General features: G+C 68.4%; 20 protein-coding genes and 1 tRNA gene. 10 read left to right on the forward strand and 11 right to left on the reverse strand.

The window, feature by feature from the left end; genetic code table 11:
• Nucleotides 1-132: 132 nt before the first annotated feature.
• Both rpoH and selD read right to left on the reverse strand, forming a co-directional pair.
• The gene (gene rpoH / locus IM738_RS02220; protein WP_236964271.1) at nt 133-1,092 is read right to left on the reverse strand and encodes an RNA polymerase sigma factor RpoH; all 960 of its coding nucleotides are present in this window, start codon (nt 1,090-1,092) and stop codon (nt 133-135) included.
• A gap of 265 nt (nt 1,093-1,357) precedes the next feature.
• Entirely contained in the window at nt 1,358-3,643 is a 2,286-nt protein-coding gene (gene selD, locus IM738_RS02225) for a selenide, water dikinase SelD (protein WP_236964272.1), read from the reverse strand.
• 391 nt (nt 3,644-4,034) lie between these two features.
• On the opposite strand from selD, the gene imuA reads away from it, so the two are divergent.
• The 4 genes from imuA to IM738_RS02245 all read left to right on the forward strand — a co-directional run bounded on the left by imuA (nt 4,035) and on the right by IM738_RS02245 (nt 9,905).
• A complete protein-coding gene (imuA, locus tag IM738_RS02230) occupies nt 4,035-4,892 on the forward strand; it encodes a translesion DNA synthesis-associated protein ImuA (protein ID WP_236964273.1) in 858 nt (285 codons plus the stop codon).
• Complete coding sequence (locus IM738_RS02235) at nt 4,837-6,141, forward strand: Y-family DNA polymerase (RefSeq protein ID WP_236964274.1); 1,305 nt, start codon at nt 4,837-4,839, stop codon at nt 6,139-6,141. The genes imuA and IM738_RS02235 overlap by 56 nt, the downstream gene beginning before the upstream one ends.
• A 168-nt stretch (nt 6,142-6,309) precedes the next feature.
• The gene (locus tag IM738_RS02240) at nt 6,310-9,570 is read left to right on the forward strand and encodes an error-prone DNA polymerase (protein ID WP_236964275.1); all 3,261 of its coding nucleotides are present in this window, start codon (nt 6,310-6,312) and stop codon (nt 9,568-9,570) included.
• A gap of 53 nt (nt 9,571-9,623) precedes the next feature.
• Entirely contained in the window at nt 9,624-9,905 is a 282-nt protein-coding gene (locus IM738_RS02245; protein ID WP_236964276.1) for a DUF2277 domain-containing protein, read from the forward strand.
• Between the two features lie 14 nt (nt 9,906-9,919).
• Here the strand turns inward: IM738_RS02245 and IM738_RS02250 are convergent, their stop codons facing one another.
• Nucleotides 9,920-10,387 carry an EVE domain-containing protein gene (locus IM738_RS02250; RefSeq protein ID WP_236964277.1) on the reverse strand — a complete coding sequence of 156 codons (468 nt, stop codon included), beginning with the start codon at nt 10,385-10,387 and terminating at the stop codon, nt 9,920-9,922.
• Nucleotides 10,388-10,391: 4 nt separating this feature from the next.
• Nucleotides 10,392-10,907 carry a cupin domain-containing protein gene (locus tag IM738_RS02255; protein ID WP_236964278.1) on the reverse strand — a complete coding sequence of 172 codons (516 nt, stop codon included), beginning with the start codon at nt 10,905-10,907 and terminating at the stop codon, nt 10,392-10,394.
• A gap of 180 nt (nt 10,908-11,087) precedes the next feature.
• Between IM738_RS02255 and IM738_RS02260 the strand changes: the two genes are divergently transcribed.
• The 4 genes from IM738_RS02260 to IM738_RS02275 all read left to right on the forward strand — a co-directional run bounded on the left by IM738_RS02260 (nt 11,088) and on the right by IM738_RS02275 (nt 14,468).
• Complete coding sequence (locus IM738_RS02260) at nt 11,088-12,287, forward strand: multidrug effflux MFS transporter (protein ID WP_236964279.1); 1,200 nt, start codon at nt 11,088-11,090, stop codon at nt 12,285-12,287.
• Nucleotides 12,284-13,069, forward strand: a complete 786-nt coding sequence (locus tag IM738_RS02265; protein WP_236964280.1) for an alpha/beta fold hydrolase — start codon at nt 12,284-12,286, stop codon at nt 13,067-13,069. The genes IM738_RS02260 and IM738_RS02265 overlap by 4 nt, the downstream gene beginning before the upstream one ends.
• Nucleotides 13,070-13,109: 40 nt before the next feature.
• Nucleotides 13,110-13,862, forward strand: coding sequence for a hypothetical protein (locus IM738_RS02270; protein WP_236964281.1), 753 nt, complete (start codon nt 13,110-13,112; stop codon nt 13,860-13,862).
• An 81-nt stretch (nt 13,863-13,943) separates the two neighbouring features.
• Entirely contained in the window at nt 13,944-14,468 is a 525-nt protein-coding gene (locus IM738_RS02275; RefSeq protein ID WP_236964282.1) for a DUF2889 domain-containing protein, read from the forward strand.
• 12 nt (nt 14,469-14,480) lie between these two features.
• Here IM738_RS02275 and IM738_RS02280 read toward each other — a convergent pair whose 3' ends face one another.
• Complete coding sequence (locus IM738_RS02280) at nt 14,481-15,680, reverse strand: serine hydrolase domain-containing protein (RefSeq protein WP_236964283.1); 1,200 nt, start codon at nt 15,678-15,680, stop codon at nt 14,481-14,483.
• 92 nt (nt 15,681-15,772) lie between these two features.
• On the opposite strand from IM738_RS02280, the gene IM738_RS02285 reads away from it, so the two are divergent.
• On the forward strand, nt 15,773-16,552 hold the full coding sequence (locus IM738_RS02285) for an NUDIX hydrolase (protein ID WP_236964284.1): 780 nt from the start codon (nt 15,773-15,775) through the stop codon (nt 16,550-16,552).
• Nucleotides 16,553-16,609: 57 nt separating this feature from the next.
• Here IM738_RS02285 and IM738_RS02290 read toward each other — a convergent pair.
• A tRNA-Ser gene (locus IM738_RS02290) sits at nt 16,610-16,701 on the reverse strand.
• Between the two features lie 98 nt (nt 16,702-16,799).
• Here IM738_RS02290 and IM738_RS02295 point away from each other — a divergent pair.
• Entirely contained in the window at nt 16,800-18,212 is a 1,413-nt protein-coding gene (locus tag IM738_RS02295; protein WP_236964285.1) for a sensor histidine kinase, read from the forward strand.
• A 51-nt stretch (nt 18,213-18,263) separates the two neighbouring features.
• Here IM738_RS02295 and IM738_RS02300 read toward each other — a convergent pair whose 3' ends face one another.
• From IM738_RS02300 to IM738_RS02320, 5 genes are all read right to left on the reverse strand, one after another.
• On the reverse strand, nt 18,264-18,857 hold the full coding sequence (locus IM738_RS02300; protein WP_236964286.1) for a LuxR C-terminal-related transcriptional regulator: 594 nt from the start codon (nt 18,855-18,857) through the stop codon (nt 18,264-18,266).
• A 216-nt stretch (nt 18,858-19,073) separates the two neighbouring features.
• Nucleotides 19,074-20,366 (reverse strand): tryptophan--tRNA ligase, encoded by a 1,293-nt coding sequence (locus IM738_RS02305; RefSeq protein WP_236964287.1) that lies wholly within the window; start codon nt 20,364-20,366, stop codon nt 19,074-19,076.
• A gap of 7 nt (nt 20,367-20,373) precedes the next feature.
• Entirely contained in the window at nt 20,374-21,042 is a 669-nt protein-coding gene (locus tag IM738_RS02310; protein ID WP_236964288.1) for a site-2 protease family protein, read from the reverse strand.
• A gap of 52 nt (nt 21,043-21,094) precedes the next feature.
• On the reverse strand, nt 21,095-21,730 hold the full coding sequence (locus IM738_RS02315; RefSeq protein ID WP_236964289.1) for an L-threonylcarbamoyladenylate synthase: 636 nt from the start codon (nt 21,728-21,730) through the stop codon (nt 21,095-21,097).
• Between the two features lie 31 nt (nt 21,731-21,761).
• On the reverse strand, nt 21,762-22,664 hold the full coding sequence (locus IM738_RS02320; protein ID WP_236964290.1) for a DMT family transporter: 903 nt from the start codon (nt 22,662-22,664) through the stop codon (nt 21,762-21,764).
• Nucleotides 22,665-22,668: the final 4 nt, after the last annotated feature.

A 22,668-nucleotide genomic window follows, 5' to 3' on the forward strand; every position in this document is an offset into this window, starting at 1 on the left:
TGGCCGGCTGACACGGCCGGTAGGCCCGGTCGGGTGGGCCGCTTCATCGGTCCTTGCCCTGAATCGCACGCAAAGAAAAAAACCCCGGTCGGCGGGAGCCGGTCCGGGGTCGTGCGTGGGCCGTGCGCGCGGTCAGGCGAATGCGGTGAGCGCCTTGCGCATCTTTTTCATGGCCGCCACCTCGATCTGGCGCACCCGCTCGGCGCTCACGCCGTACTCGGCCGCCAGCTCGTGCAGCGTCATGCCGCCCGAGCCGTCGTCGTTCACCTTGAGCCAACGCTCGGTCACGATGCGGCGCGAGCGCTCGTCGAGCTCGCCCATGGCGCGGGCCACGCCTTCGGTGGCGAGCGCGTCGCGTTCGGCCGATTCGAGCACGGCGGTCGGTTCGTGGGTCGCGTCGGCCAGGTAGGCGATGGGGCCGAAGCTGTCTTCGCCGTCGTCGCCCGGGCTCGGGTCCAGCACCACATCGCCGCCCGAGAGCCGGGTTTCCATCTCGCGCACCTCTTCGGGCTTGACCTTCAGGTCGCGCGCGACCAGATTGACCTCACCGTCGGAAAACGCTTCGCGGTGGGTGTCGCCGTCCAGCGCCTCGGAGCGAAACCCCTGCTTCATTGAGCGCAGGTTGAAGAACAGCTTGCGCTGGGCCTTGGTGGTTGCGACCTTGACCATGCGCCAGTTTTTCAGGATGTACTCGTGGATCTCGGCCTTGATCCAGTGCATGGCGTAGCTCACCAGGCGCACGCCCTGATCGGGGTCGAAGCGCTTCACGGCCTTCATCAGGCCGACGTTGCCTTCCTGGATCAGGTCGCCGTGAGGCAGGCCATAGCCCAGGTACTGGCGGGCGATGGATACCACCAGGCGCAAGTGCGACATCACCAGCTGACCAGCGGCGTCGAGGTCGTTGTGGTCGCGCAGGCGGCGCGCGGCGCTCTGCTCTTCCTCGAACGTCAGCAGCGGCATGCGGTTGACGGCGGAAATGTAGGCGTCGAGGTTGCCCAGCGCGGGCAGCGTCAGCGAACGGCTCGCCCACGGGCTGGCCGTGGCCAGGGTGGCGGACGGCAGCGCAACGGGTGTTATCAGGGATGTGGACATGTAGAAGGACCCTCCTCTGGTTGGTCTTGCACAAATATTAGCACTCTCTGTGAGTGAGTGCTAAAGCAAAGGTTCCATCCCCGTGATGTCCTGGGGATGGACAACCTCTCCGTTTTTCGTTGCTGTTCATAAACACAGTGTCTTGCGGGTCTCACCGGGCGTCGGGGGCATCACCATGGATCCAGGCACACCCGATCGACCGTGGATCTGCAAGGCGTTGATCTGAAAAGAGATTTTTCAGGGCTCCAAGCCTGGAACTCCCGAGTCACGGGGTCAGCACCACCGGCTCCAGCGCGTCCGACGCACCGCAGATGCGGCCGATGGCTGCGGTCTGCGGGTAGCCCGCGGCCTTGAGGGCGCGGATGCAGTCGGCCGCCCGGTCGGCCGGCACGCTCGCCAGCAGGCCGCCGGCCGTCTGCGGGTCGAACAGCAGCGGGTAGCGCGGGTCTTTCACGAAGTCTTCGGCGTTGCGCAGCGCGCGGCGCAGGCGCACATTGGCCGGCTGCAGCGAACTGACGATGCCCGCCTCGACGCATTCCACCGCGCCGTCGAGCAAGGGCAGGGCGCTCAGCTGCAGCTCGGCGTCCACGCCCGAGGGGCGCGTCATTTCCACCAGGTGCCCGAGCAGGCCGAAGCCGGTCAGGTCGGTGCAGGCGGTGGCGCCGTGCTGGCGCAGGATGCGGGCGCCGGCCTGGTTGGACACGACCATCGATTTCAGCGCGGCGTCGATCCAGCGGCCTTTGGCCGCGTGCCGCGCGTGGGCCGCGAACAGCGTGCCGGTGCCGATGGGTTTGCTGAGCAGCAGCACGTCGCCGGGCAACATGCCGCCCTTGCGCATGACGCCGTCCATCTGCTCGTCGATCAGGCCGTTGATGGCGAAGCCCAGCGCCAGCTCGCGCCCCTCGCCGGTGTGGCCCCCGACCAGGGCACACCCCGCGGCGTTGAGCACCTCGACCGCGCCGGTCATCATCTGCAGCAGCAGGTCTTCCACTTTGGCTTCCAGGCCCGGTGGCACGGTGGCGATGGCCGTGGCGGACTGCGGCTCGGCGCCCATGGCGAAGATGTCGCCCAGCGCGTGGTTGGCCGCGACCTGGCCGAACAGGTAAGGGTCGTCGATGAAGCTGCGGAAGAAGTCCACCGTGTGCACCATGGCCTTGCCCGGCGGCACGCGCACCACGGCGGCGTCGTCGGGGGCGTGCAGCCCGATCAGCACGTCGTCGCGCTCGACCGGCTGCAGGCTACCGAGCGCGCGGGTCAGGATGCTGGCGCCCACCTTGGCGCCGCATCCGCCGCAGCGCATGGCGATGGCCGAGATGGCCTGGCGCGATTCTTCGGCGCTGAGCACCAGGCTGCTGGTGGGCGCAGCCGCTGCCGGGCTGGCATCGGCCATGACCGGTAGCTCGGTGAACTTGCGCATGAAGCGGCGGTCGATCCAGTCCTTCCAGGTCCAGACCCAGTTTCCGGCAAAGCCGATGGCGCCGCGCGAGGCCACGGCGCAGCGGTCGCCGGTGGAGATCAGCGCCAGCCAGCGTTGCTGCGGGTTGTAGGCCACCAGGGGCTGGCCGCGCAGGCTCAGGCGCAGGTTTTTCGCCAGCGGCGGGCCCATGCGCACCGCGAACACACCGGCCTTCTCCAGCGGGCGGGCCGTGAACGAGGCCACGTCACCCGCGGCAAAGATCTTCGGGTCGTCCAGCGTCTGCAGTTGTTGATTGACCTGGATGAACCCATGTTCATCGAGCGCCAGGCCGGTGCCTTGCAGCCAGACCGGGCCACCGGCCTGCGTGACCCACAGGGTCTCGTCGGCGTCGAAGGTGCGGCCGTCCTGCGTGTGCAGGCAACCGGGTGAGACCTGGTTCACCTCGGCGCGGGTGTGCACGGCCACGTGGCGTTCTTTGAGCACGCGGGCAAAGCGCGCGCGCACCCCGGGGTTGTGTGTCGGCAGGAGGGTATCGCCCGCCGTGAGCAGGACGAAGCGCAGCAGATCGGGGCTTTTGCCCAGGGTGTGCAGTTCCTGGCGCAGCCGGTACTGCACCGACAGCACCAGCTCCACACCGCCCGCGCCGCCGCCCACCACGGCGATCGTGAATCGGCTGTGCAGCGCGCGCACGCGGTCCAGCAGCTGCAGCCAGCGCTGGTTGAAATGGGCGATGGGCTTGACCGGCACGGTGTGCGCCCGCGCGCCGTCCACCTGGCGCACATTGGGCGTGGAGCCGGTGTTGATGGACAGCAGGTCGTAGGGCACCGAAGGCCGGTCGCGCAGCAGCACGCGCTGGTTGGCCCGGTCCAGGCCGGTCACTTCGCCGTGGATGAAGCGCGCCCCGGCGAACGCCGCCAGGCGGCCCAGGTCGATGTGCACGTCGTCAAAGCTGTAGTGGCCCGAGATGTAGCCGGGCAACATGCCGGAGTAGGGCGTGTCGATGTCGGTGCAGATGAGCGTGATGCGCAGGCCGGGCTCGGGCTGCATGGCGAGCATGCGCAAGACGACCACGTGGCTGTGGCCGCCGCCGACGAGCACCAGGTCGCGCAGGATGGGTTGTTCGGACGCTTGCATGGTCAGAGTCTAGAGGGTGGGGCGATGGGCTGTGTGCCCGGGAGCTTGGGGACGGGCCAGGGTGAGCCATCGGTCGTTTTTCCGCACAGCGGGAATCGATTGCCACGATGGCTGTATTTATGTACAGTGTTCGAATGCAAGCACCCCATCTGTCCATGACCGTCCGGTTCCGTCAGCACTATCACCCGCGCCGATTCCAGATCCCTTCGATCCTGAGCCAGTTCTGGCGCTGGGTGTGAGCCCGGTATCGAGTGGCGGGAAGTTCGGGGCGCTGCGAGGGAGCCGCACAGGCTCCCTCGAGAACCGGGGGGTGAACGGCCTTTGGGCCGGAGCTCCTCTGCCCTGGAATCCGTTGAATGTTTCAGCCCCTCCCTGTCATGAACCGACGCCCATGAACACCTTGCTGTCCGGCGCCACCGATGACCTGTCGGGTGCGCTGGCGTGTCCTTCTCCCCGCCCGGCCTGCGCGCCGCGTGGGTTGCCGCCCGCCGTGGCGGCCGCGCTGTGGCGCGCCGACCAGCTGGGCAGCCCGGTGGCGGCCACCTGGTCCAGCGGCTTCGAGGCGCTGGACGCGGTTTTGCCCGGTGGCGGCTGGCCGGGTCACAGCGTCACCGAACTGTTGAGCGCCCAGAGTGGCACGCTGGAATGGCGGCTGCTCGGGCCGCTGCTGCGCCAGGTGTGCGCCGCCGGGCGCAGCGTGGTGCTGGTCGGGCCACCCCGGCCGCCGCACCCGCCGGGCCTGCGGCTGGACGGCATCGCCGAGCAGCAACTGGTCTGGGTGATGGCCGAAACGCCGGCCGAGCGTCTGTGGGCCACCGAACAGCTGGTCAAAGCCAACGCCTGTGGTGCGCTCATCGCCTGGCTGCCGCAGGTGCGCGCCGAGCAGGTGCGCCGCCTGCAGGTGCTGGCCGCAGGCTGTGCCGGCCCGGTGTTCTTGTGCCGGCCCGCCACGGCGGCCCGCGAATCGTCGGCCGCGCCGCTGCGCCTGCTGGCCCGCGTGGGGGCCGACTGGGAACTGCTGGTCGACGTGTTCAAGCGCAAAGGCCCGCCGCTGGAAACCACGCTGCACCTGCCCTCGGTGCCCGGTGGCCTGCAGGCCATCCTGACGCCGCGGCTGCAGAAGCCCAGCACCCTGGTGCCGCGTGACCCGGCGCCGCAGACCGCCCCGCTCCCTCTTCCCAGTGAGGCCGGCCATGCTCTGGTCAGCACTCCGGCTGCCGGCACCCGACGACACCGCCTCGCCCACTGACGCGGCGCTGCAGGCGCTGGCGATCTGGGCACTTCAATTCACGCCCCGGGTTGCTGTCGCTGACGAAGCCGTGGTCATGGAGCTGGCCGCGAGCGTGCGCCTGTTTGGCGGCTGGCACGCGCTGCGGGAGCGTGTGGTCTCGGACGCTGCCGAGCTGGGGGTGAGCCAGGTCGCCTGGGCGCCCAACAGCCTGGCCGCGCTGGCGCTGGCGCGCGCGGGTGTGGAAAACGGCTTTTGCCAACCGCTGAACGGCTTGCTCGATGCCCTGCCCATGGACACGCTCAGCGCCGTGTGCCCGCACCGGCTCACGCTCGCGCACATCGGCTGCCGAACGCTGGGCGATGTGCGGCGCCTGCCGCGCGGTGGCGTCGGCCGGCGCTTTGACAAGCAGCTGCTCGCCGCGCTCGACCAGGCCTATGGCCGCGCGCCCGAAGTGCACCGCTGGATCGCGCTGCCCGAGCGCTTCGCGCAGCGGCTGGAACTGATGTTCCGCGTGGACGACGCGACGGCCCTGCTGTTCGGCGCGCGCCGCCTGCTGCTGGCGCTGTGTGGCTGGCTCGCCGCGCGCCACAGCGGCACCACCGCCTTCACGTTGCACTGGGCGCACGACGCCATGCGCGCGAAATCGGCGGGCGATGGTGGTTGCCTCACCGTGCGCACGGCCGAGCCCACGCGCCACCTGGAGCACCTCTGCCGCCTGCTCGGCGAGCACCTGGCCCGGGTGGAACTGCTGGCCCCGGTGGGCGATCTGCAACTGGTGGCCGACGAGGTGATGCCGCTGGAAGAAAAGAGCGCCTCCTGGCTGCCCGACGACAACGCGGGCGGCGAGACGCTGCCCCTGGTGCTGGAGCGCATCGCCGCCCGCCTGGGCCCGCAGCGCGTGGTGCGCCCGGTGCTGTGCGAAGACCACCGGCCCGAGTGGATGTGCCGCTGGCAACCGGCGCCCGAACCCCTGCCCCGAAAGCCCGCCACGGTCAGCGAGCTGCCACAGCCCGGCTTCATCCTGAGCGCACCGCTCAAGTTGCTGGTGCGCGCCAACCGGCCGTATTATCAGGGCGAACTGCAATTGCTCGCCGGCCCGCAGCGGGTGGAAGGCGGCTGGTGGGACCGGGATGAAGCCGCCGGGCAGATCCGCAACGTGGTGCGCGACTACTGGGTCGCTCAGTCGGCGCACGCGGGCGTGTTGTGGGTGTTCCAGACGCGGCTGGACGAGTCGCCTGCGTGGTTCTTGCATGGAATATTTGCCTGACCCCCACCGCGCTGCGCGCGACCCCCTTCCAGGGGGCGGCACTGGCCGTCCGGCAAAGCCGGCCCGGCGGTGCCCTGGGTCGCTCCCCCTCTGCCCGGAGCACGTGCCTGACCCCTTCCCCCTCTGGGGGAAGGCAGGGATGGGGGCTGGCCTGCGAGGGAGCTACCCATGACACCACAACTCCCGGGCATCCCCCACTACGCCGAGCTGCGCTGCCTCTCCAACTTCAGCTTCCTGCGCGGCGCCAGCAAGCCCGAAGAGCTGGTGGAGCGCGCCCAGGCGCTGGGTTACACCGCCCTCGCCCTCACCGACGAGTGTTCACTCGCCGGCATCGTGCGCGCCCACGTGGCCGCCAAAGAGCAAGGCCTGAAGCTGCTCGTGGGCAGCCAGTTCCAGGTGCAGAGTGATGCGCCGTTCACCCTGATCGTGCTCGCCATCAACCTCAACGGCTACGGCAACCTCTGCGAGTTCATCACCCGGCTGCGCCGCACGGCATCCAAGGGCACGTATCGCCTCACGCTGAAACCCATCAGCGCCGAGGCGCTGACCGACTGCCTGGTGATCGCCGTGCCGCAGCGCGGCAGCACGCAGGCGCAGATGGACACGGTGGCGCGCTGGCTGCTCCAGCATTTCATGGGCCGCTGCTGGCTGGGCGTGGAACAGCTGCGCCTGATGGACGACGAGATGCGCCTGCACCGGTTGCGCCAGAGCAGCGAGCTCACCGCCGTGCCGCTGGTGGCCGTGGGCGACGTGCACATGCACCTGCGCTCGCGCAAGGCCTTGCAGGACGTGCTCACCGCCACGCGCATCGGCAAACCCTTGACCGAATGCGGCCACGCGCTCGCGCCCAACGCCGAGCAGCGCCTGCGCTCGCGCCTGGCGCTGGCGCAGCGTTACCCCGAAGCCCTGCTGGCCGAGACGCTGAAGGTCGCCGGGCGTTGCAGCTTTTCGCTTGACGAGCTGGCGTACCAGTACCCGAGCGAGGTGGTGCCGCCGGGCGAGACGCCGGCGAGTTACCTGCGCCGCCTGGCCTACGAAGGCATGGGCCGGCGCTGGCCCGCGGGGGCGCCCGCCTCGGTGCAGCAGCAGGTGGAGCACGAGCTGACGCTGATCAGCGAATTGCAGTACGAGCACTACTTCCTCACCGTGTACGACATCGTCGCCTTCGCGCGCTCGCAGCACATCCTCTGCCAGGGCCGCGGCTCGGCGGCCAACAGCGCGGTGTGTTACTGCCTGGGCATCACCGAGGTGGACCCGGCGCGCACGGCGGTGCTGTTCGAGCGCTTCATCTCGAAAGAGCGCAACGAGCCGCCCGACATCGACGTGGACTTTGAACACGAGCGGCGCGAAGAAGTCATCCAGTACCTCTACGCGAAATACGGCCGCGAGCGCGCCGCGCTCACCGCCACCGTCATCAGCTACCGCCCACGCAGCGCCCTGCGCGACGTGGGCAAGGCCCTGGGCTTCGACGAGGCCGCGCTCGACGCGCTGGGCAGCGGCCACCGCTGGTGGAGCGAGGACGGTTTTGCACCCGAGCGCATCCTGGAGGTCGGGCTCGACCCGGACAGCCTGAAGGTGCGCCAGCTCGTGGCGCTCACCGGCCAGCTCATGGGTTTTCCGCGCCACCTCTCGCAGCACACCGGTGGTTTCGTGCTGACCCAGATGCCGCTGTCGCGCATGGTGCCGATCGAAAACGCCGCCATGGCCGACCGCACCGTGATCGAGTGGGACAAGGACGACCTCGACGCCATGGGCCTGCTGAAAGTCGACGTGCTCGCGCTCGGCATGCTCACCGCGATCCGCAAGTCGCTTCATTTCATCGGCCAGCGCAAGGGCTTCGACTTCCAGATGCAGGACATCCCGGCCGAAGACGCCAGCACCTACGACATGATCTGCGCCGCCGACACCGTGGGCGTGTTCCAGATCGAGAGCCGCGCGCAGATGAGCATGCTGCCGCGCCTGCGGCCGCGCGAGTTCTACGACCTGGTGATCGAGGTCGCGCTGGTGCGCCCTGGTCCGATCCAGGGCGGCGCGGTGCACCCCTACCTGAACCGCCGCCAAGGCAAGGAACCCATCGATTACCCCAAGGGCCTGGAGGCCGCACTCAAGCGCACGCTCGGCGTGCCCGTGTTCCAGGAACAGTGCATGCAGATCGCCATCATCGCGGCCGGCTTCACGCCCGGCGAGGCCGACGGCCTGCGCCGCGCCATGGCCGCGTGGAAGCGCAAGGGCGGCCTCGGAAAATACCAGGACCGCTTGCTGAATGGCATGGCCGAACGCGGCTACGAACTGGACTTCGCGCAGCGTGTGGTCGAGCAGGTGAAAGGTTTTTCCAGCTACGGCTTCCCCGAAAGCCACGCCGCCAGCTTCGCGCTGCTGGTCTATGCCAGCTGCTGGATCAAGCGCCACCACCCGGCCGAGTTCCTGGCCGCCATGCTCAACAGCCAGCCGCTGGGCTTCTATTCGCCGAGCCAGCTGGTGCAGGACGCTGTGCGCCACGGCGTCGAAGTGCGCGCGGTGGACGTCATGGAGAGCGACTGGGACTGCACGCTGGAAGAAGTGGCCTCCGCGAGCGAAGTGCCTGACCCTCTCTCCCCTTGGGAGAGGGCTGGAGTGAGGGCGGCCCCCGAGCCCACCCTGCCCGCCGTGCGCCTGGGCCTGCGTCTGGTCAGCGGCCTGTCACGCGACGAAGCGCAACGCATCGTCGCAGCGAGAGGGGGAGCCACCCCAGCACACACCGAGGAACCGGCTTTGCCGGGCCGTTGGTGTGGCCCCCCTGGGGGGGAGACGCGAAGCGGCGCAGGGGGGGGCTTTCTTGACTCAGAAGACCTCGCCCGCCGCGCTGGGTTGGACCAGCAAGCCATGCAACAACTCGCCGCCGCCGACGCGCTGCAGTCCCTGAGCGGCCACCGCCGCCAGCAGGTCTGGGACGCCGCCGCCCTCAAAGCCCCGCCCGCGTTGCTCAAGGAAGCCCCGATCGAAGAAGACACCCTCGACCTGCCAGAAGCCCCCGAAGGCGAAGCCATCGTCTGGGACTATGCGTCACTCGGCCTCACCCTGCGCCGCCACCCGCTGGCCCTGCTGCGCGAGCGCCTGCAGGCGCGCCGCTTCATGACCGCCGAAGCCTTGAAAGACGCGCCCGACGGCCGCCTCGTGCGCGCCTGCGGCATCGTCACCGGGCGCCAGCAGCCCGGCACCTCCAAAGGCGTGGTGTTCGTGACGCTGGAAGACGAAACCGGCGTCGTGCAGGTCATCGTCTGGAAAGCCCTGCGCGAGCGTCAGCGCAGCGCCCTCACCCGCTCACGCCTGATGGCGGTGCACGGCGTGTGGCAACGCGAAGGCGAAGTCTGCAACCTCATCGCCGGCCACCTGGAAGACCTCACGCCGCTGCTGGGCCGGCTGGCGACGGAGAGCCGGGATTTTCATTGAACCCCTGGTCGGGGCTCCGTACCATCTCAACACCCTCACCGCAGGACCCCATCATGTGCCGCAACATCAAGACCCTGTTCAACTTCGAGCCTCCGGCCAGCGAGCTGGAGATCCGCGACGCCTCGCTGCAGTTCGTGCGCAAGCTCAGCGGGTTCAACGTGCCGTCGAAGGCGAACGAGGCAGCCTTCGACCGCGCGGTGGCCGAGGTGGCGGAGTCGGCCCGGCGGCTGATCCAGTCGCTGGTGACCAACGCCGAGCCGAAGAACCGGGAGGTGGAGGCGATGAAGGCGCGCGAACGGTCGGCGCAACGTTTTGCGGGCGGGCCGCGCGGCTGAACGGACCGCGCGCGTCAGCCGCCCAGCAGTCGCTCGGTGATGAAGCGCCAATGCGCCTCGCTCACCGGCGTGATGGATAGCCGGCTGCCGCGCTGCAGCACCACCATCTCGGCCAGCTCGGGCGTGGTGCGCAGTTCGGGCAGGCCGATCAGGCGGGTCTTCTTCAGCGCCTGCACGTCGAGCAGCAGCCAGCGCGGCTGATCGGCTGGCGACTTCGGGTCGAAGTAGGGCGAGGCCGGGTCGAACTGCGTCGGGTCGGGACGGGTGCCCGAGGCGACCCGCGCCAGGCCCACGATGCCCGGCTCGGCGCAGCTGGAGTGGTAGAAGAGCACGCCGTCGCCGATCTGCATGCCGTCGCGCATGAAGTTGCGGGCCTGGTAGTTGCGCACGCCGGTCCAGGGCACGGTGGCGCCGGGCGCGGCCAGCGCGTCGTCGATCGAGCACTCCTCGGGCTCGGACTTCATCAGCCAGTACTGCGCCATGGTGTCAGACCCCGCCGTTCGGGTGCGTCGGGTCCACCCACAGCACCTGCTCGGGTTTCTCCACCGGTTCGATGTCCAGGTTCACGGCCACGGCCTGGCCGTCGCTGCGGCACAGCACGCACTCCAGCACCTCGGTCGCGCTGGCGTTGATCTCCTGGTGCGGCACATACGGCGGCACGTAGATGAAGTCGCCCGGGCCGGCCTCGGCGGTGAACTCCAGGTGCTCGCCCCAGCGCATGCGCGCGCGGCCTTTCACCACGTAGATCACGCTCTCCAGCGGGCCGTGGTGGTGGGCGCCGGTCTTGGCGTCGGGGTGGATGGTCACGGTGCCGGCCCAGAGCTTTTGCGCGCCGACGCGCGCGAAGTTGATCGCGGCCTTGCGGTCCATGCCCGGCGTGCTCGGCACGTTGCCGTCGAGCTGGTTGCCGGGCACCACGCGCACGCCGTCGTGTTTCCAGGGGATGGTGTCGCTGGGGTGATGATCGTGATCGCCGTGGGGGTGCGGGTGATCATGGGGCATGGCGTCTCCTTCGATGGAGCGGCCAGTGTGCCAGCTTGCCATGGCGCCTGTCTCCGGGTGGCGTGTTTCCCGGGTGCTTCTGGGTGACGGCCCCGCCGCCACGGGGGCGGGCGTTTCCGGGTAGCCTACGACCCAATCCCTGCCCGCTCCCCGTCGGGCCCGAACCCGGTTTCTACACCCATGACGTCTTCTCCCCCCAAGGCCGCGCCCCACGGCCTGCTGATCGCCAACCTGCTGTCGCAACTGGCCTTCGGCCTGCTGGCCATGACCATCTGCCTGCCGTCCATGCAGGAATGGGGTGCGATCTTCGGCTCCAGCCAGGCGGCGGTGCAGCTCACTTTCAGCGGTTTTGTGGTGACGTATGGGTCATTGCAGCTGCTTTACGGTCCGTTCTCGGACCGCATCGGGCGCAAGAAGATCCTGATGTTCGGTCTGGCGGTGTCCTTCGTGGGCTCGGTGCTGGCGGCGCTCGCGCCCAGCCTGCCGCTGCTGGTCGCGGCGCGGGTGCTGCAGGGTGCGGGCGCGGCGGCGGGCATGGTGGTGGGGCGCGCGATGGTGCAGGACCTGTTTGACGGCCCGGAGCGCACGCGGGTGATGGCCTATGTGGGCATGGCGATGGGCCTGTGCCCGCCGCTGGCGACCATCATCGGCGGGCAGCTGCACGTGCGCCTGGGCTGGCAGGCCAATTTCGTGCTGATGGCCGGTCTGGCCGCCGTGCTCTTTGTCGCCGCCTGGCGTGGCCTGCCCGACCACCGCAAGGCCACCACGGTGCAGCCGCACTGGCTGCGCGCCATGCTCTCGTCCTACGCGCGGCTGGCGCGCGAGCCCTCGTTCCTGCTGCACGTGCTGCTGCTGGCGATGACCACGGCCACCTTCTACGCTTTCCTGGGCGGTGCGCCCATCGTGCTCGGCAGCTACGGCGTGAAGCCCGACGGCATCGGCTTCTACATCATGGCCATTCCGGGTGCGTACATCGTGGGCAACTACCTGACCTCGCGCTTCGCCCGTCTCACAGGCGAGCGCCGGATCATGCGTTTCGGCCAGGTGCTGACCGTGGGTGGGATCGCGCTGATGCTGTTGCTCGCGCTCGCCGGGCTGAACACGCCGCTGGCGTTTGCCCTGCCGCTGGTGTTGCTGGGCATCGGCCACGGTCTGCTGGTGCCGCCCGCGCTGGCTGGCACGGTGGGCCTGCTGCCGGCGCTCGCAGGCTCGGCTGCCGCAGTGGCGGGGCTGTCGCAGCAGCTGATGGGCGCGGTGGGCGGGTTTGCCGTCGGGCTCTTCCATCATGAGGGCGCGGTCAACCTGGGCTGGCTGATGCTGGGGCTGACCCTGTGTGGTACAGGGGCGCAATGGCTGCTGCACAGGCGGAAGTCACCATGAGTCGCTGGCGCGGTGTGGTCTGGCGCTGTCTGGCCGCCGCGGTGCTGGCCGCCGGCCTGAGCGGGTGCGGCCTGCTGCTGCGCGCGCCCCAGGTGCCGATGGACGCGCTGACCCTGCCACTGTCGCCCACCGCTCGCAGCCAGACGCTGATCGTGCTCATGCCCGGCGCGCAGGAGGTGCCGCAGGACATCGTGCGCGAGGGCTTCGTGGCGCAGGTGCGCGCGCGCGGCATCGACGCCGACGTGGTGGTGGCCGATGCGCACCTGGGCTATTTCCACAACGGCAGCTTCGAGCAGCGGCTGCACGACGATGTGGTCCGTCCGGCCCGCGCGCAGGGCTACCGATCGATCTGGATGGCGGGCATCTCGCTCGGCGGCTTCGGCGCCCTGCGCTACGCCCGCGCACACCCCGAGGAGGTGGCGGGCGTCATTGCGCTGGCGCCGTATGTCGCTCCCCGGCTGGTGTTGCAGGACGTGTGGCACGCGGGCGGCCTGCTGCGCTGGCAACCCGTGGGGCCGATCCGGCCGGCCGACCACGAGCTGCTGCTCTGGCTCAAGGGCTACGCCGACCCGGCGCAGGCGCCGCCGCCGCTGTACATGGGCTACGGCGAAACCGACCGCCTGCAGCCCTTCATGCCGCCGCTGATGGCCGGCATCCTGCCGCCCGAGCGCCTGCTGGCGGCGCCCGGCGGTCACGACTGGGCGCCCTGGAAGGCCATGTGGGCCGATGTGCTGGATCGGGTGCCGCTGCCGCGCGTGCAGCCGTCGGCGGCGGCGCGTTGAGCGCTGGCATTGCTTCACCTTTTTGGAAAGGCGGTTCCCCATGTTCCAGAGCCTGCTTCCCTTCCTGGTGTTCGTCGTCTTCATCGTGGTGGTGGGCGTGGCCCTGTCCCGCTGGACGCAACGCCAGAACCAGCAACGGATTGACGCCTTGCGCGCGGGCGCGGCCGCGCGTGGCTGGTCGTGCGAGACGTCGAAGGACGGCGTGTTTGACCTGACCCGCTGGCAGGGGCAGACCGACGGCGTGCGCTGGACGGCCGAACACCGCCGCCTGCGCCACAAGCGCAAAGGGCAGACGCGGACCCACAACGTTCGGTGGTGGGCCGACGCCTTCGGCGGGCCCACCTCGCCGCTGCTGCTGATGGGCGTGCCCCAGGGGCAGGAGACACCGGCGCTGAAGCTGGCGCAAGGTGAGGGGCTGCTGGCCACCATGGCGCAGAAGGTGGCCGGCTTCGCGCTGGACCAGTCGCTGGACACTTACTTCGGCGTCGAGGCGGGCCAGCAGGTGGAAGCGCGTGCGTTGCGCATGGTCGATGGTGCTGCGTTGCCGGGTTTCATCGCCCTGGCCGTGGACGCGAACTCGGGGGCTTTCTGGCTGAACCAGCCGGGCCATCGGGCCGCGATCGACGCGCAGGTGCGGAATGCGTCGAGCGCCCTGTCCGACGAGGTGGACCGCCCCTGGGTGCTGTTGCTGGGCCCCCGGGTGGGGCTGGCGCGCATGGCGCCGGTGAGTTCGATCGCCGACCTGGAGCGCCTGGTGCGCGCGGGCGTCGCGCTGGTGCAAGCGGCCGGGTGACCTGATCGGGGAAAATCACGCCTTCGTTCCCCGTTTCCGAGGTCTGCCTTGCCATTGCCCACCCCCCAGCCCCGCACCCCCATGCACACGCGCCGCGTCGAGTACCGCGGTTTCCATCGAGAAGACGGCCTGTGGGACATCGAGGGCGAACTGCACGACACCAAGCCCCACGCGTTCGAGATCGAGGGTGAAGGCACGTGGGCGCCGAATGAGGCCATCCACCACATGCTGATCCGCGTCACGCTGGACGATGCCATGGTGATCCGCGACGTCGCGGTCGCCATGGACGCGCACCCGCACGACCCTTGCCCGCAGGCCATGGTGCCGATGCAGCGCCTGATCGGCGAGACGGTGGGGCGCGGCTGGCGCCTGACCATCGAACGTCACCTGGGGGGCATTCAGGGCTGCACCCACCTGCGCGAGCTGCTGTTCAACCTCGCCACCGCCGCGTTCCAGACCCGTTCGGCCTCCTTTGCCCCAACGGCCGACGGCCAGCCGCCGATGCACCTGGGCCAGTGCCTGGCCTGGGACTTCAACGGCCCGGTGGTGGAGAAGGTCTACCCGATGTTTTTCCGCTGGCAGCGGCCGGCGAAGACCGCCGCCTGAGCGGCGCCGGGCTCAGTCCACGAGCGTCGCACAGGCCAGCGTGCGGAACAGCTGCCGGTAGTGGTCGCGCTGGTTGGGCGCCTGCACCATGAGGATGCCGAAAAAGCCTTCGGCAGGGTCGACAAAAAACGTGGTGCCGGCGATGCCGCCCCAGTGGCAGGTGCCGACCGAGCCCGGTATGGTCGCCAGCCCGGTCGCGGTGCGCACCGCAAAACCCAGACCGAAACCGTGTCCGGGCGGCAGCAGCGGGTCGTCGCTCGGGATGCCGCCCAAGTGGTCGGCGGTCATGAACGTCACCGTGTGCGGGCCCAGCAGCCTTGTGCCGTCGAGTTCACCGCCGTTGAGCAGGCACTGCAGGAAGCGCGCGTAGTCGGCGGCGGTGGACATCAGCCCGCCGCCACCGCTTTCCATCGCGGGCGGCTGGCGTGGGTCGAGCACGCGCAGCGGAATGCCGCCATCGGGGTCGTGGGCGAAGGGTTCGGCGATGCGCCGGTGGTCGGCTTGGGGCACCACGAACGCCGTGTCGTGCATGCCCAATGGCCCGAGAATCGCTTCGCGCAGGTGCTGCCCCAGCGGCCGGCCGCTGAGCACTTCCAGCAAACGGCCCAGCACGTCGGTGGCGCGGCTGTAGGCCCAGCGCGTGCCGGGCTGCAGGAACAGGGGCATGGCCGCGAGCGTGTGGCTGAATTCGGCGTTGGAGCGTTCGCGGGACCCGATCTCGGCCTGCGCGTAGAGCCGCTGCACATGCGCCGTGCCGAGAAATTCGTAGGTCAGCCCGGCGGTGTGGCGCAACAGGTCCTGCACCGTGGCCGGTCGCGTCACCGGCTCCAGCCGCACGCCGTCGCCGGTGTCCACCGCGACCTGCTGGCCCTTGAACTCGGGCAGGTGCTTTTCAACAGGGTCGCTGAGCAACAGGCGCCCCTGTTCGACCAGCATCATCACCGCGACCGACACGATGGGTTTGGTCATGGAGTAGATGCGGAACACCGCGTCACGCGGCATCGGCTCGCCGCTGGCCGGGTCGCGCTGGCCGAGGCTCTCGAACAGCGCCACGCGACCGCGCCTGGCGAGCAGCACCACCGCCCCGGGCAGGCGACCGCGATCCACTTCGGCCTGCAGCACCTGCATCAGGCGCCGTGTCCGCTCCGGGCACAGGCCAAGATCGGCCGGTGCGGCCGAGGGCAGGGGGGAGCAGGGGAGGCGGTCGTTCATGGGGTGTCGGCGAGGGCGGGGGATCGGGGCATCTTAGTCATGAAGGTGACCGGTGGCCTGACGCGTCGGCGTCGTGCCGGCACAATCGCCGCATGGCCATTTCCCTCAATTCCGACCTTGTGCTGACCCCGCCCGTCGATGCGGCGACCGTGATGGTGGTGCGCGACGGTGCGCAGGGGCTGGAGGTTCTGCTGGTGCGCCGGCACGGCAATTCCGGCGTGCTCGGCGGCGTGCACGTGTTCCCCGGCGGCAAGCTCGACGCGACCGATTGCGCCGCGCTGCCCGACTGGCTCGACCGCGCGCCCGAGGCCTATGGCGAGGCGCTCGGCGAACCCGGTCTGGCCCCCGTCGTGGCGGTGGGCCTGCATGTCGCGGCGCTGCGTGAGACGCGCGAAGAATGCGGTCTGCGCCTCGCTCCGGCCCAGCTGGTGCCCTGGTCGCGCTGGGTGACACCGCGCCAGCCCTCGGTCACCAACAAGCGGTTCGATACCCGCTTCTTCGTGGCGCCCGCGCCGGCGGGTCAGGAGGCCGTTCACGATGACCACGAAGCCACCGAAGCGGTGTGGACATCGCCGCGTGCCGGGCTGGAGCGCTACTGGGCGGGGGAGATCGATCTCGCGCCACCGCAGATCATGAGCCTGGTCCAGCTGGTGCGGCTGACCGACGTCGGGCACGTGATGTCGGTCGCGCGCGGCCGTGCGCCGGTGTTGATCGAGCCCGAGCCTTTTGACCTGGATGGCGAGCGGGTGATCTGTTACCCCGGGGATCCGTCCCATCCGGTGCGGGAGGCCGTCTGGCAGGGCCCCACCCGGTTGAGCTACCGCAACCGGCGCTTCGAAGCCGAGGGCGGCTTGGCGGCGCTGCTGGGCTGAGCCGTCGCCAGAAACGACAACGCCCACGGGAGGTGGGCGTTGAAGAAGGAATCACCTTGGCGGAGAAAGAGGGATTCGAACCCTCGGTACTGTATAAACAGTACGCCGGATTTCGAATCCGGTGCATTCGACCACTCTGCCATCTCTCCGCGTCGAAGCCCTCGATTCTAGCAGCAGCTTCAGGGGTTTTTCCACGTTCAAAGCGCAGGATGCGCTGCAACAATTCAAGCCCCCATTTCGCCCACCCATGCTCGTCGATACCCAGCCCGCCACCTACCAGCACGTGCCCGCCACCGTGGAAGTGCGCGACCAATGGGTGAATTCGCAACTCATTGGCGTGTTGATGGACGACGTGTTGTCTTCGTTGGCAGCGGCGGTCTTGGCGGTGCCCGTGCTGGTGGTGTTGATGTATTTCGGGCGTGTGCCTGCCATGGCACTGGCGGGCTGGGTGGGTCTGATGGCCACCATCCTGGTGTTGCGCTACCGGATGCTGGGCATCTACCGCCTGCGCTACGACAGCAGCGAAGGCCCTCACCGCCTGGCCTTCGTGAGCCGTTACCAATGGACCTGGGTGGCGGTCGCTGTGCTCTGGGGTTCCGTGGTGGCACTGAGCTACGGGCGATCGGACATGGGGACCCAGTTTGTCTGCGGGGTGGTGGTGCTGGGGCAGGGCCTGCTGGCGCTGGTGGCGGTCAGTGCCTACCAGCCGGTGTTCCGGCGCTACGTCCACAGCCTCGTGCTGTCGGTGGTGTTCGGGGTGCTGTTCAACACCTTCATCCATGGTTATACGAACGAAACCCTTCGCATGGCGGGCGCGGCGCTGGTCCTTTTGATGGTGTTCTGGTGGTTGCTGATGATGGCGGGCAAACGTCTGCATCAGGTGTACCGCGCCGGTTTCGAGTTGCAGTTCTCCAACGAGGAGCTGATCGACTCGCTGACCCAGCAGACCCGTGCTTCACTGCGCGCGGTCGCCACCAAGAACCGTTTTCTGGCGTCGGCAGCGCACGATCTGCGCCAACCGGTGCACGCGCTGAGCCTGTATGCCGACTGGCTGGCCACCGAACCGGAGATGGCGCGCGACATCTCGCCGCGCATCCTGCAGTCCACCCGGGCGATCAACGAGCTGTTTGACTCGCTGTTCGACCTGACGCGCATCGATGCAGGCAACTACAAGGTGCGCCTGCAACATGTGGATGTGGAGCAGCTGTTCGCCGACCTGGCGCTGCAGTTTGAGCCGGTGGCGTCGGGCAAATCGCTCAAGCTCAGGACGCACACCCGGCCGACCACCATCTGGGCCGATCCGGTGGTGATGCGGCGGATTCTGGGCAACCTGCTGTCCAACGCGCTGCGCCACACGACCCACGGGGGGGTGCTGCTCGGGCTGCGTCACCGCGACGACATGATGGTGTTTGAGGTCTGGGACACCGGCGTGGGCATCGCGCGCGAACACCAGCAGGCGATCTTCCAGGAGTTTTTCCGGGTGTCACAGCACCAGGGTACCGAAGACAGCCTGGGCCTGGGACTGACCATTGTGTCCAAGCTGACCACGATGATGGGCTACCAGCTCGCGCTGTCGTCCGTGGCCAACCGGGGCAGTGTGTTTCGGGTGATGTTGCCGGCGTACACCCAGAAACACCTGGTGCCGGACGTGGCCACCTGAGCTGTGCACCGCTGCGAAGGCGGCCGCCTGGCCTCCTGCGCTGTCAGCGAATCAGAGGTCGAGCAGGCCTGCGGTGCGGGCGAGGTGGCTGGCCTGTGAGCGGCTCTTCACATTGAGCCGGCGGAACAGACGCCAAAGGTGCACCTTGACCGTGTGCTCGCTGATCTGCAACTCTTCGGCGATGTCGCGGTTGGACAGGCCCCGGTCGAGCATCACCAGCAGCTGCTTCTGGCGTTTGGACAGTTTTTCCGGAATGGTCGGCGCATTTTCGTCTTCGGGCTCGTCGGCCAGGAACTCACGCAACACCTTGCCGATCTGTGCGGCACCGGCCGATTTTTCGACGTAGGCGTCGGCGCCGGCTTCACGGGCCAGGTCTTCATAGTCGGATGCGGGAGAGGCCGACAGCACGATCAGGGAGGTGTCGGGCAGCATTTGTCGCACTTCGCGCACGCCCGATACCCCGTGGGTGTCGGGCAGTTTCAGGTCGAGGCACACCAGTTCGGGCTCACCGTGTTCGGCGATGGCACGGCTGACGGTCGCCAGCCGCTCCAGTTCGATCACCTGGGTGGAGGTGCGAAGGCGGCGCAGCAGCATGACGACTGCCTCGCGCATCAGCGGATGGTCGTCAATGACAAATATACTCATGGCGGGTGCTGTAAAAGTAGGTGTTCCGGGTTACTAGCATATCGACAACAGGGGGGTTTGGCGATAGCAATTTGCACCGGAATGCAGACCTTGTTTTTAGTTTTGGCGTTCCGGGGCTCTCACCGGGGGAACTCAGGGCTTGTGCGGCGATTGTCGCACCTGGGGTGCACCAGGGTACCCTGTCAATTGTCTCTGGAACGCCATTCTGGCGGCAAATCAGGCGGCACCCTCGGAAAAATGCCGCAGTGCAACGTCCAGATCGGCGCGATCCCCTTGGTGGCTGAGGCGGTCCTGCAGGCTGGCCAAGGCGGCCGGGCCCTGCTGCTGGAGCAATGTGATGGCTTGTGCCGCATCGCGCGGAGAGGCAAACCCAGTGCTCTGCAGCAACAACGTGCCCTGGGCGTCGACCAGCTTGAAATAGAACTGCCCGTCTGTCTCCCGGTACTGCTTGAACCCGGGGGCTGCGGCCTTGGCCGCTTTGGCAGCTGGACCAGCCACCACGCTGTCCAGAGGGCGCAGGCCCACGGCGTGGCGCAACCGGCCGGTGAACGGTGTGGCCACCTCACGGGCCTTCTCGGCGCCGGCTTTCAGTGTCTTTTCGATCTCTGCCGGGTTCTGGATCAACCGGTCGTAGACCTCGCGCAGTGGCGTGATTTCACGGTCCAGGCGTTCGAACAACATCTGCTTGGCGTCACCCCATGCGATGCCGTCGGCATAGGCCTGGGCCAGTGCACGGGTTTCTTCGGCGCTGGCGAAGGCCTGGTACAGCTGGAACAGCGCCGAGCCCTCGGTGTCCTTGGGTTCACCGGGTGCACGCGAGTCGGTGAGGATGCCCATGATCAGCTTCTTCAACTGTTCCCGCGGGACAAACAGCGGGATGGTGTTGTTGTAGCTCTTGCTCATCTTGCGTCCATCGAGGCCCGGCAGCGTGGCCACATGTTCCTCAATCACCGCCTCCGGCAAGGTGAATTGCTCGCCATACAGGTGGTTGAAGCTGGAGGCGATGTCGCGCGCCATCTCGATGTGCTGGATCTGGTCGCGGCCGACCGGCACCTGGTGGGCATTGAACATCAGGATGTCGGCCGCCATCAGCACCGGGTACATGAACAGGCCCGCGGTCACGCCCGCATCGGGCTCTTCACCTGCCGCGTGGTTTTTGTCGACCGAGGCCTTGTAGGCATGGGCGCGGTTGAGCAGGCCCTTGCCCGTGACACAGGTCAGAAACCAGGTCAGCTCTGGAATTTCGGGGATGTCGGACTGGCGGTAGAAGGTGACCTTCTCCGGGTCCAGGCCACAGGCCAGCCAAGTGGCGGCAATCTCCAGTGTGGAGCGCTGCACGCGCGCCGGCTCGCTGCCCTTGATCAGGGCGTGGTAGTCGGCCAGGAAATAGAAACTCTGCACACCCGGTTGCAGGCTCATGCGCACGGAGGGACGGACCGAACCCACGTAGTTGCCGAGGTGGGGGGTGCCGGAGGTGGTGATGCCGGTGAGGACGCGTTGGTTTTTCATGGGGGGCTCAGAACAGCAGGGCGCGCAGCGGGGTCAACAGCAACTCGATCGCGCTTTGGGTGACGCCCATCAGGGGGTACATCCAGAGGCTGCCGACCACGCCGGTGATGACCAGTGCCATGACGATGAAGAAGCCGTAGGGCTCGACGCGCGACACCAGCATGGCCTGCTTCCAGGGCAGCAGGCCCACGAGGATGCGGCCACCGTCGAGTGGTGGCAGCGGAAACAGGTTGAAGGCGAACATCACCAGGTTCACCACCACCCCGGCGCGGGCCATGCCCACAAAGAAGGGTTCCTCCAGGCCGATGGCAGCCCAGACATAGAGAAGCAGGGTCCACAGGATCGCCTGAAACAGGTTGGCACCCGGCCCGGCCAGTGCAACCCAGATCATGTCGCGCTTGGGGTTGCGCAGGCGGCCGAAATTGACCGGTACCGGTTTGGCGTAGCCAAACAGGAATGCGCCCGAGGTGGCGAAGTACAGCAGCAGCGGCATCGCGATCGTGCCGAGCGGGTCGATGTGCTTGATCGGGTTGAGCGAAATACGGCCCAACTGTTGGGCGGTGTTGTCACCAAAATGCAGTGCTGCGTAGCCATGGGCCGCTTCGTGCAGGGTGATGGCAAAGAGCACGGGCAGCGCGTAGAGCGCAACGGTTTGTACGATGTCGGCGAAGTCCATCGCCGTATTGTCCCAGACTGCCCGCTCCCGGGCAGGCCGTGCCTGTCGGGCCTCAAAGACCCAGCGGCTCCAGCGCGCCCCGCCCCTGGCGCACGACCACGGGTTCCCCGCCGGTGCCCATGGGGGTGAGGTCGATCACGGTCGTGGCCTCGAGGGCGCAGGCGCCGGCATCGATCACGCCGGCCAGGTCGTGTTCGAACCGGTCGCGGATCTCGCCGGCTTCGTTGAGCGGGTCGCTCTCGCCCGGCGCGATGAGGGTGGTGGCGAGCAGCGGCGCGTTGTGCAGCTCCAGCAGCGCGAGCAGGGTGGTGTGGTTCGGCACGCGCAGGCCGATGGTCTTGCGCGAGGGGTGGCTCACCCGGCGCGGCACTTCCTTGCTGGCTTCGAGGATGAAGGTGTAAGGCCCGGGGGTGGCCAGCTTCAGCAGCCGGTACTGGCGGTTGTCCACCTTGGCGTAACTGGCGAGTTCGCTCAGGTCGCGGCAGAGCAGGGTGAGGTGGTGTTTGTCGTCGACCTGGCGCATGCGGCGCAGGCGGTCGGCGGCGGCCTTGTCGTCGAGGTGGCACACCAGCGCGTAGCTGGAGTCGGTGGGCACCGCGAGCACGCCGCCGCGCTCCAGCAACTGCACCGCCTGCTTGAGCAGGCGCGGTTGCGGGTTGTCGGGATGGACTTCGAAATACTGCGACATGGCCGTATTGTGCGCGCGACCCGCCCCAAGCTCAGCCCTTGGGCAGCGGCAGCAGGCGCTGGTTTTCCCTCGTGGTGAGCCGGCTCGCCGACAGGCCGCACACCACGATCAGGGCGACACCGGTCAGCTCCAGCCCACCCGGGACGTGGTTGAAGACCAGCCAGCCGCAGAGCATCGCGAAGGCGATCTGGGCGTAGAGGTAGGGGGTGAGCGTGGACGCGGGAGCGCGCGCAAAGGCCAGGATCAGCAGGAAGTGGCCCACCGTGCCCATCAGTCCGACCAGGCTGAGCAGCGCCAGGGTCTTCACGTCGGGCACGGTCTGCCAGACCAGGGGCAGTGCCGCGGTGCTCACCAGGGCGCCCACCCAGCCGGTGTAGAAGTGCAGGGTCATCGGGTCTTCGGTGCGGGCCATCTGGCTGGTGAGGATCTGGAACCAGGCGTAGGTGAACACCATCAGCAGGGGCAGCAGGCTGGCCCAGCCGATCGTGGCGCTGCCCGGTTGCACCACCAGCAAGGCCCCCAGAAAACCACCGCAGACCAGGGTCCAGCGCAGCGCCGACACCTTTTCCTTCAGGAACAGGGCGGCGAACAGGGTGACGACCAGCGGTGTGGTCATCACGAACGCCGTGAACTCGCCGACCGGCATGAACTGCACGCTGAAGAACGACAGCACACTCACCGTCAGCAGGAGCAGGCCGCGCAGCAGCTGGAAACGGGGGTGGCGGGTCCGGAGCAGGTCTCGACCGCGCAAGGGCAGCATGACGGCGGTCACCGCCACCGCCTGGAACACGTAGCGGAACCACACCGCCACCAGGATGGAGACGAACGCCCCCACGTACTTGACGGCCGTGTCCAGCACCGCAAAGCAGGCCATCGCGGTGACCAGAAACGTGATGCCCAGCGTGATGCGGGCACCCTGGCCGGTGGGCCGCATGTTC

It is taken from the genome of Hydrogenophaga sp. SL48, from assembly GCF_021729865.1.
In the GTDB taxonomy this organism is placed as follows: domain Bacteria; phylum Pseudomonadota; class Gammaproteobacteria; order Burkholderiales; family Burkholderiaceae_C; genus Hydrogenophaga.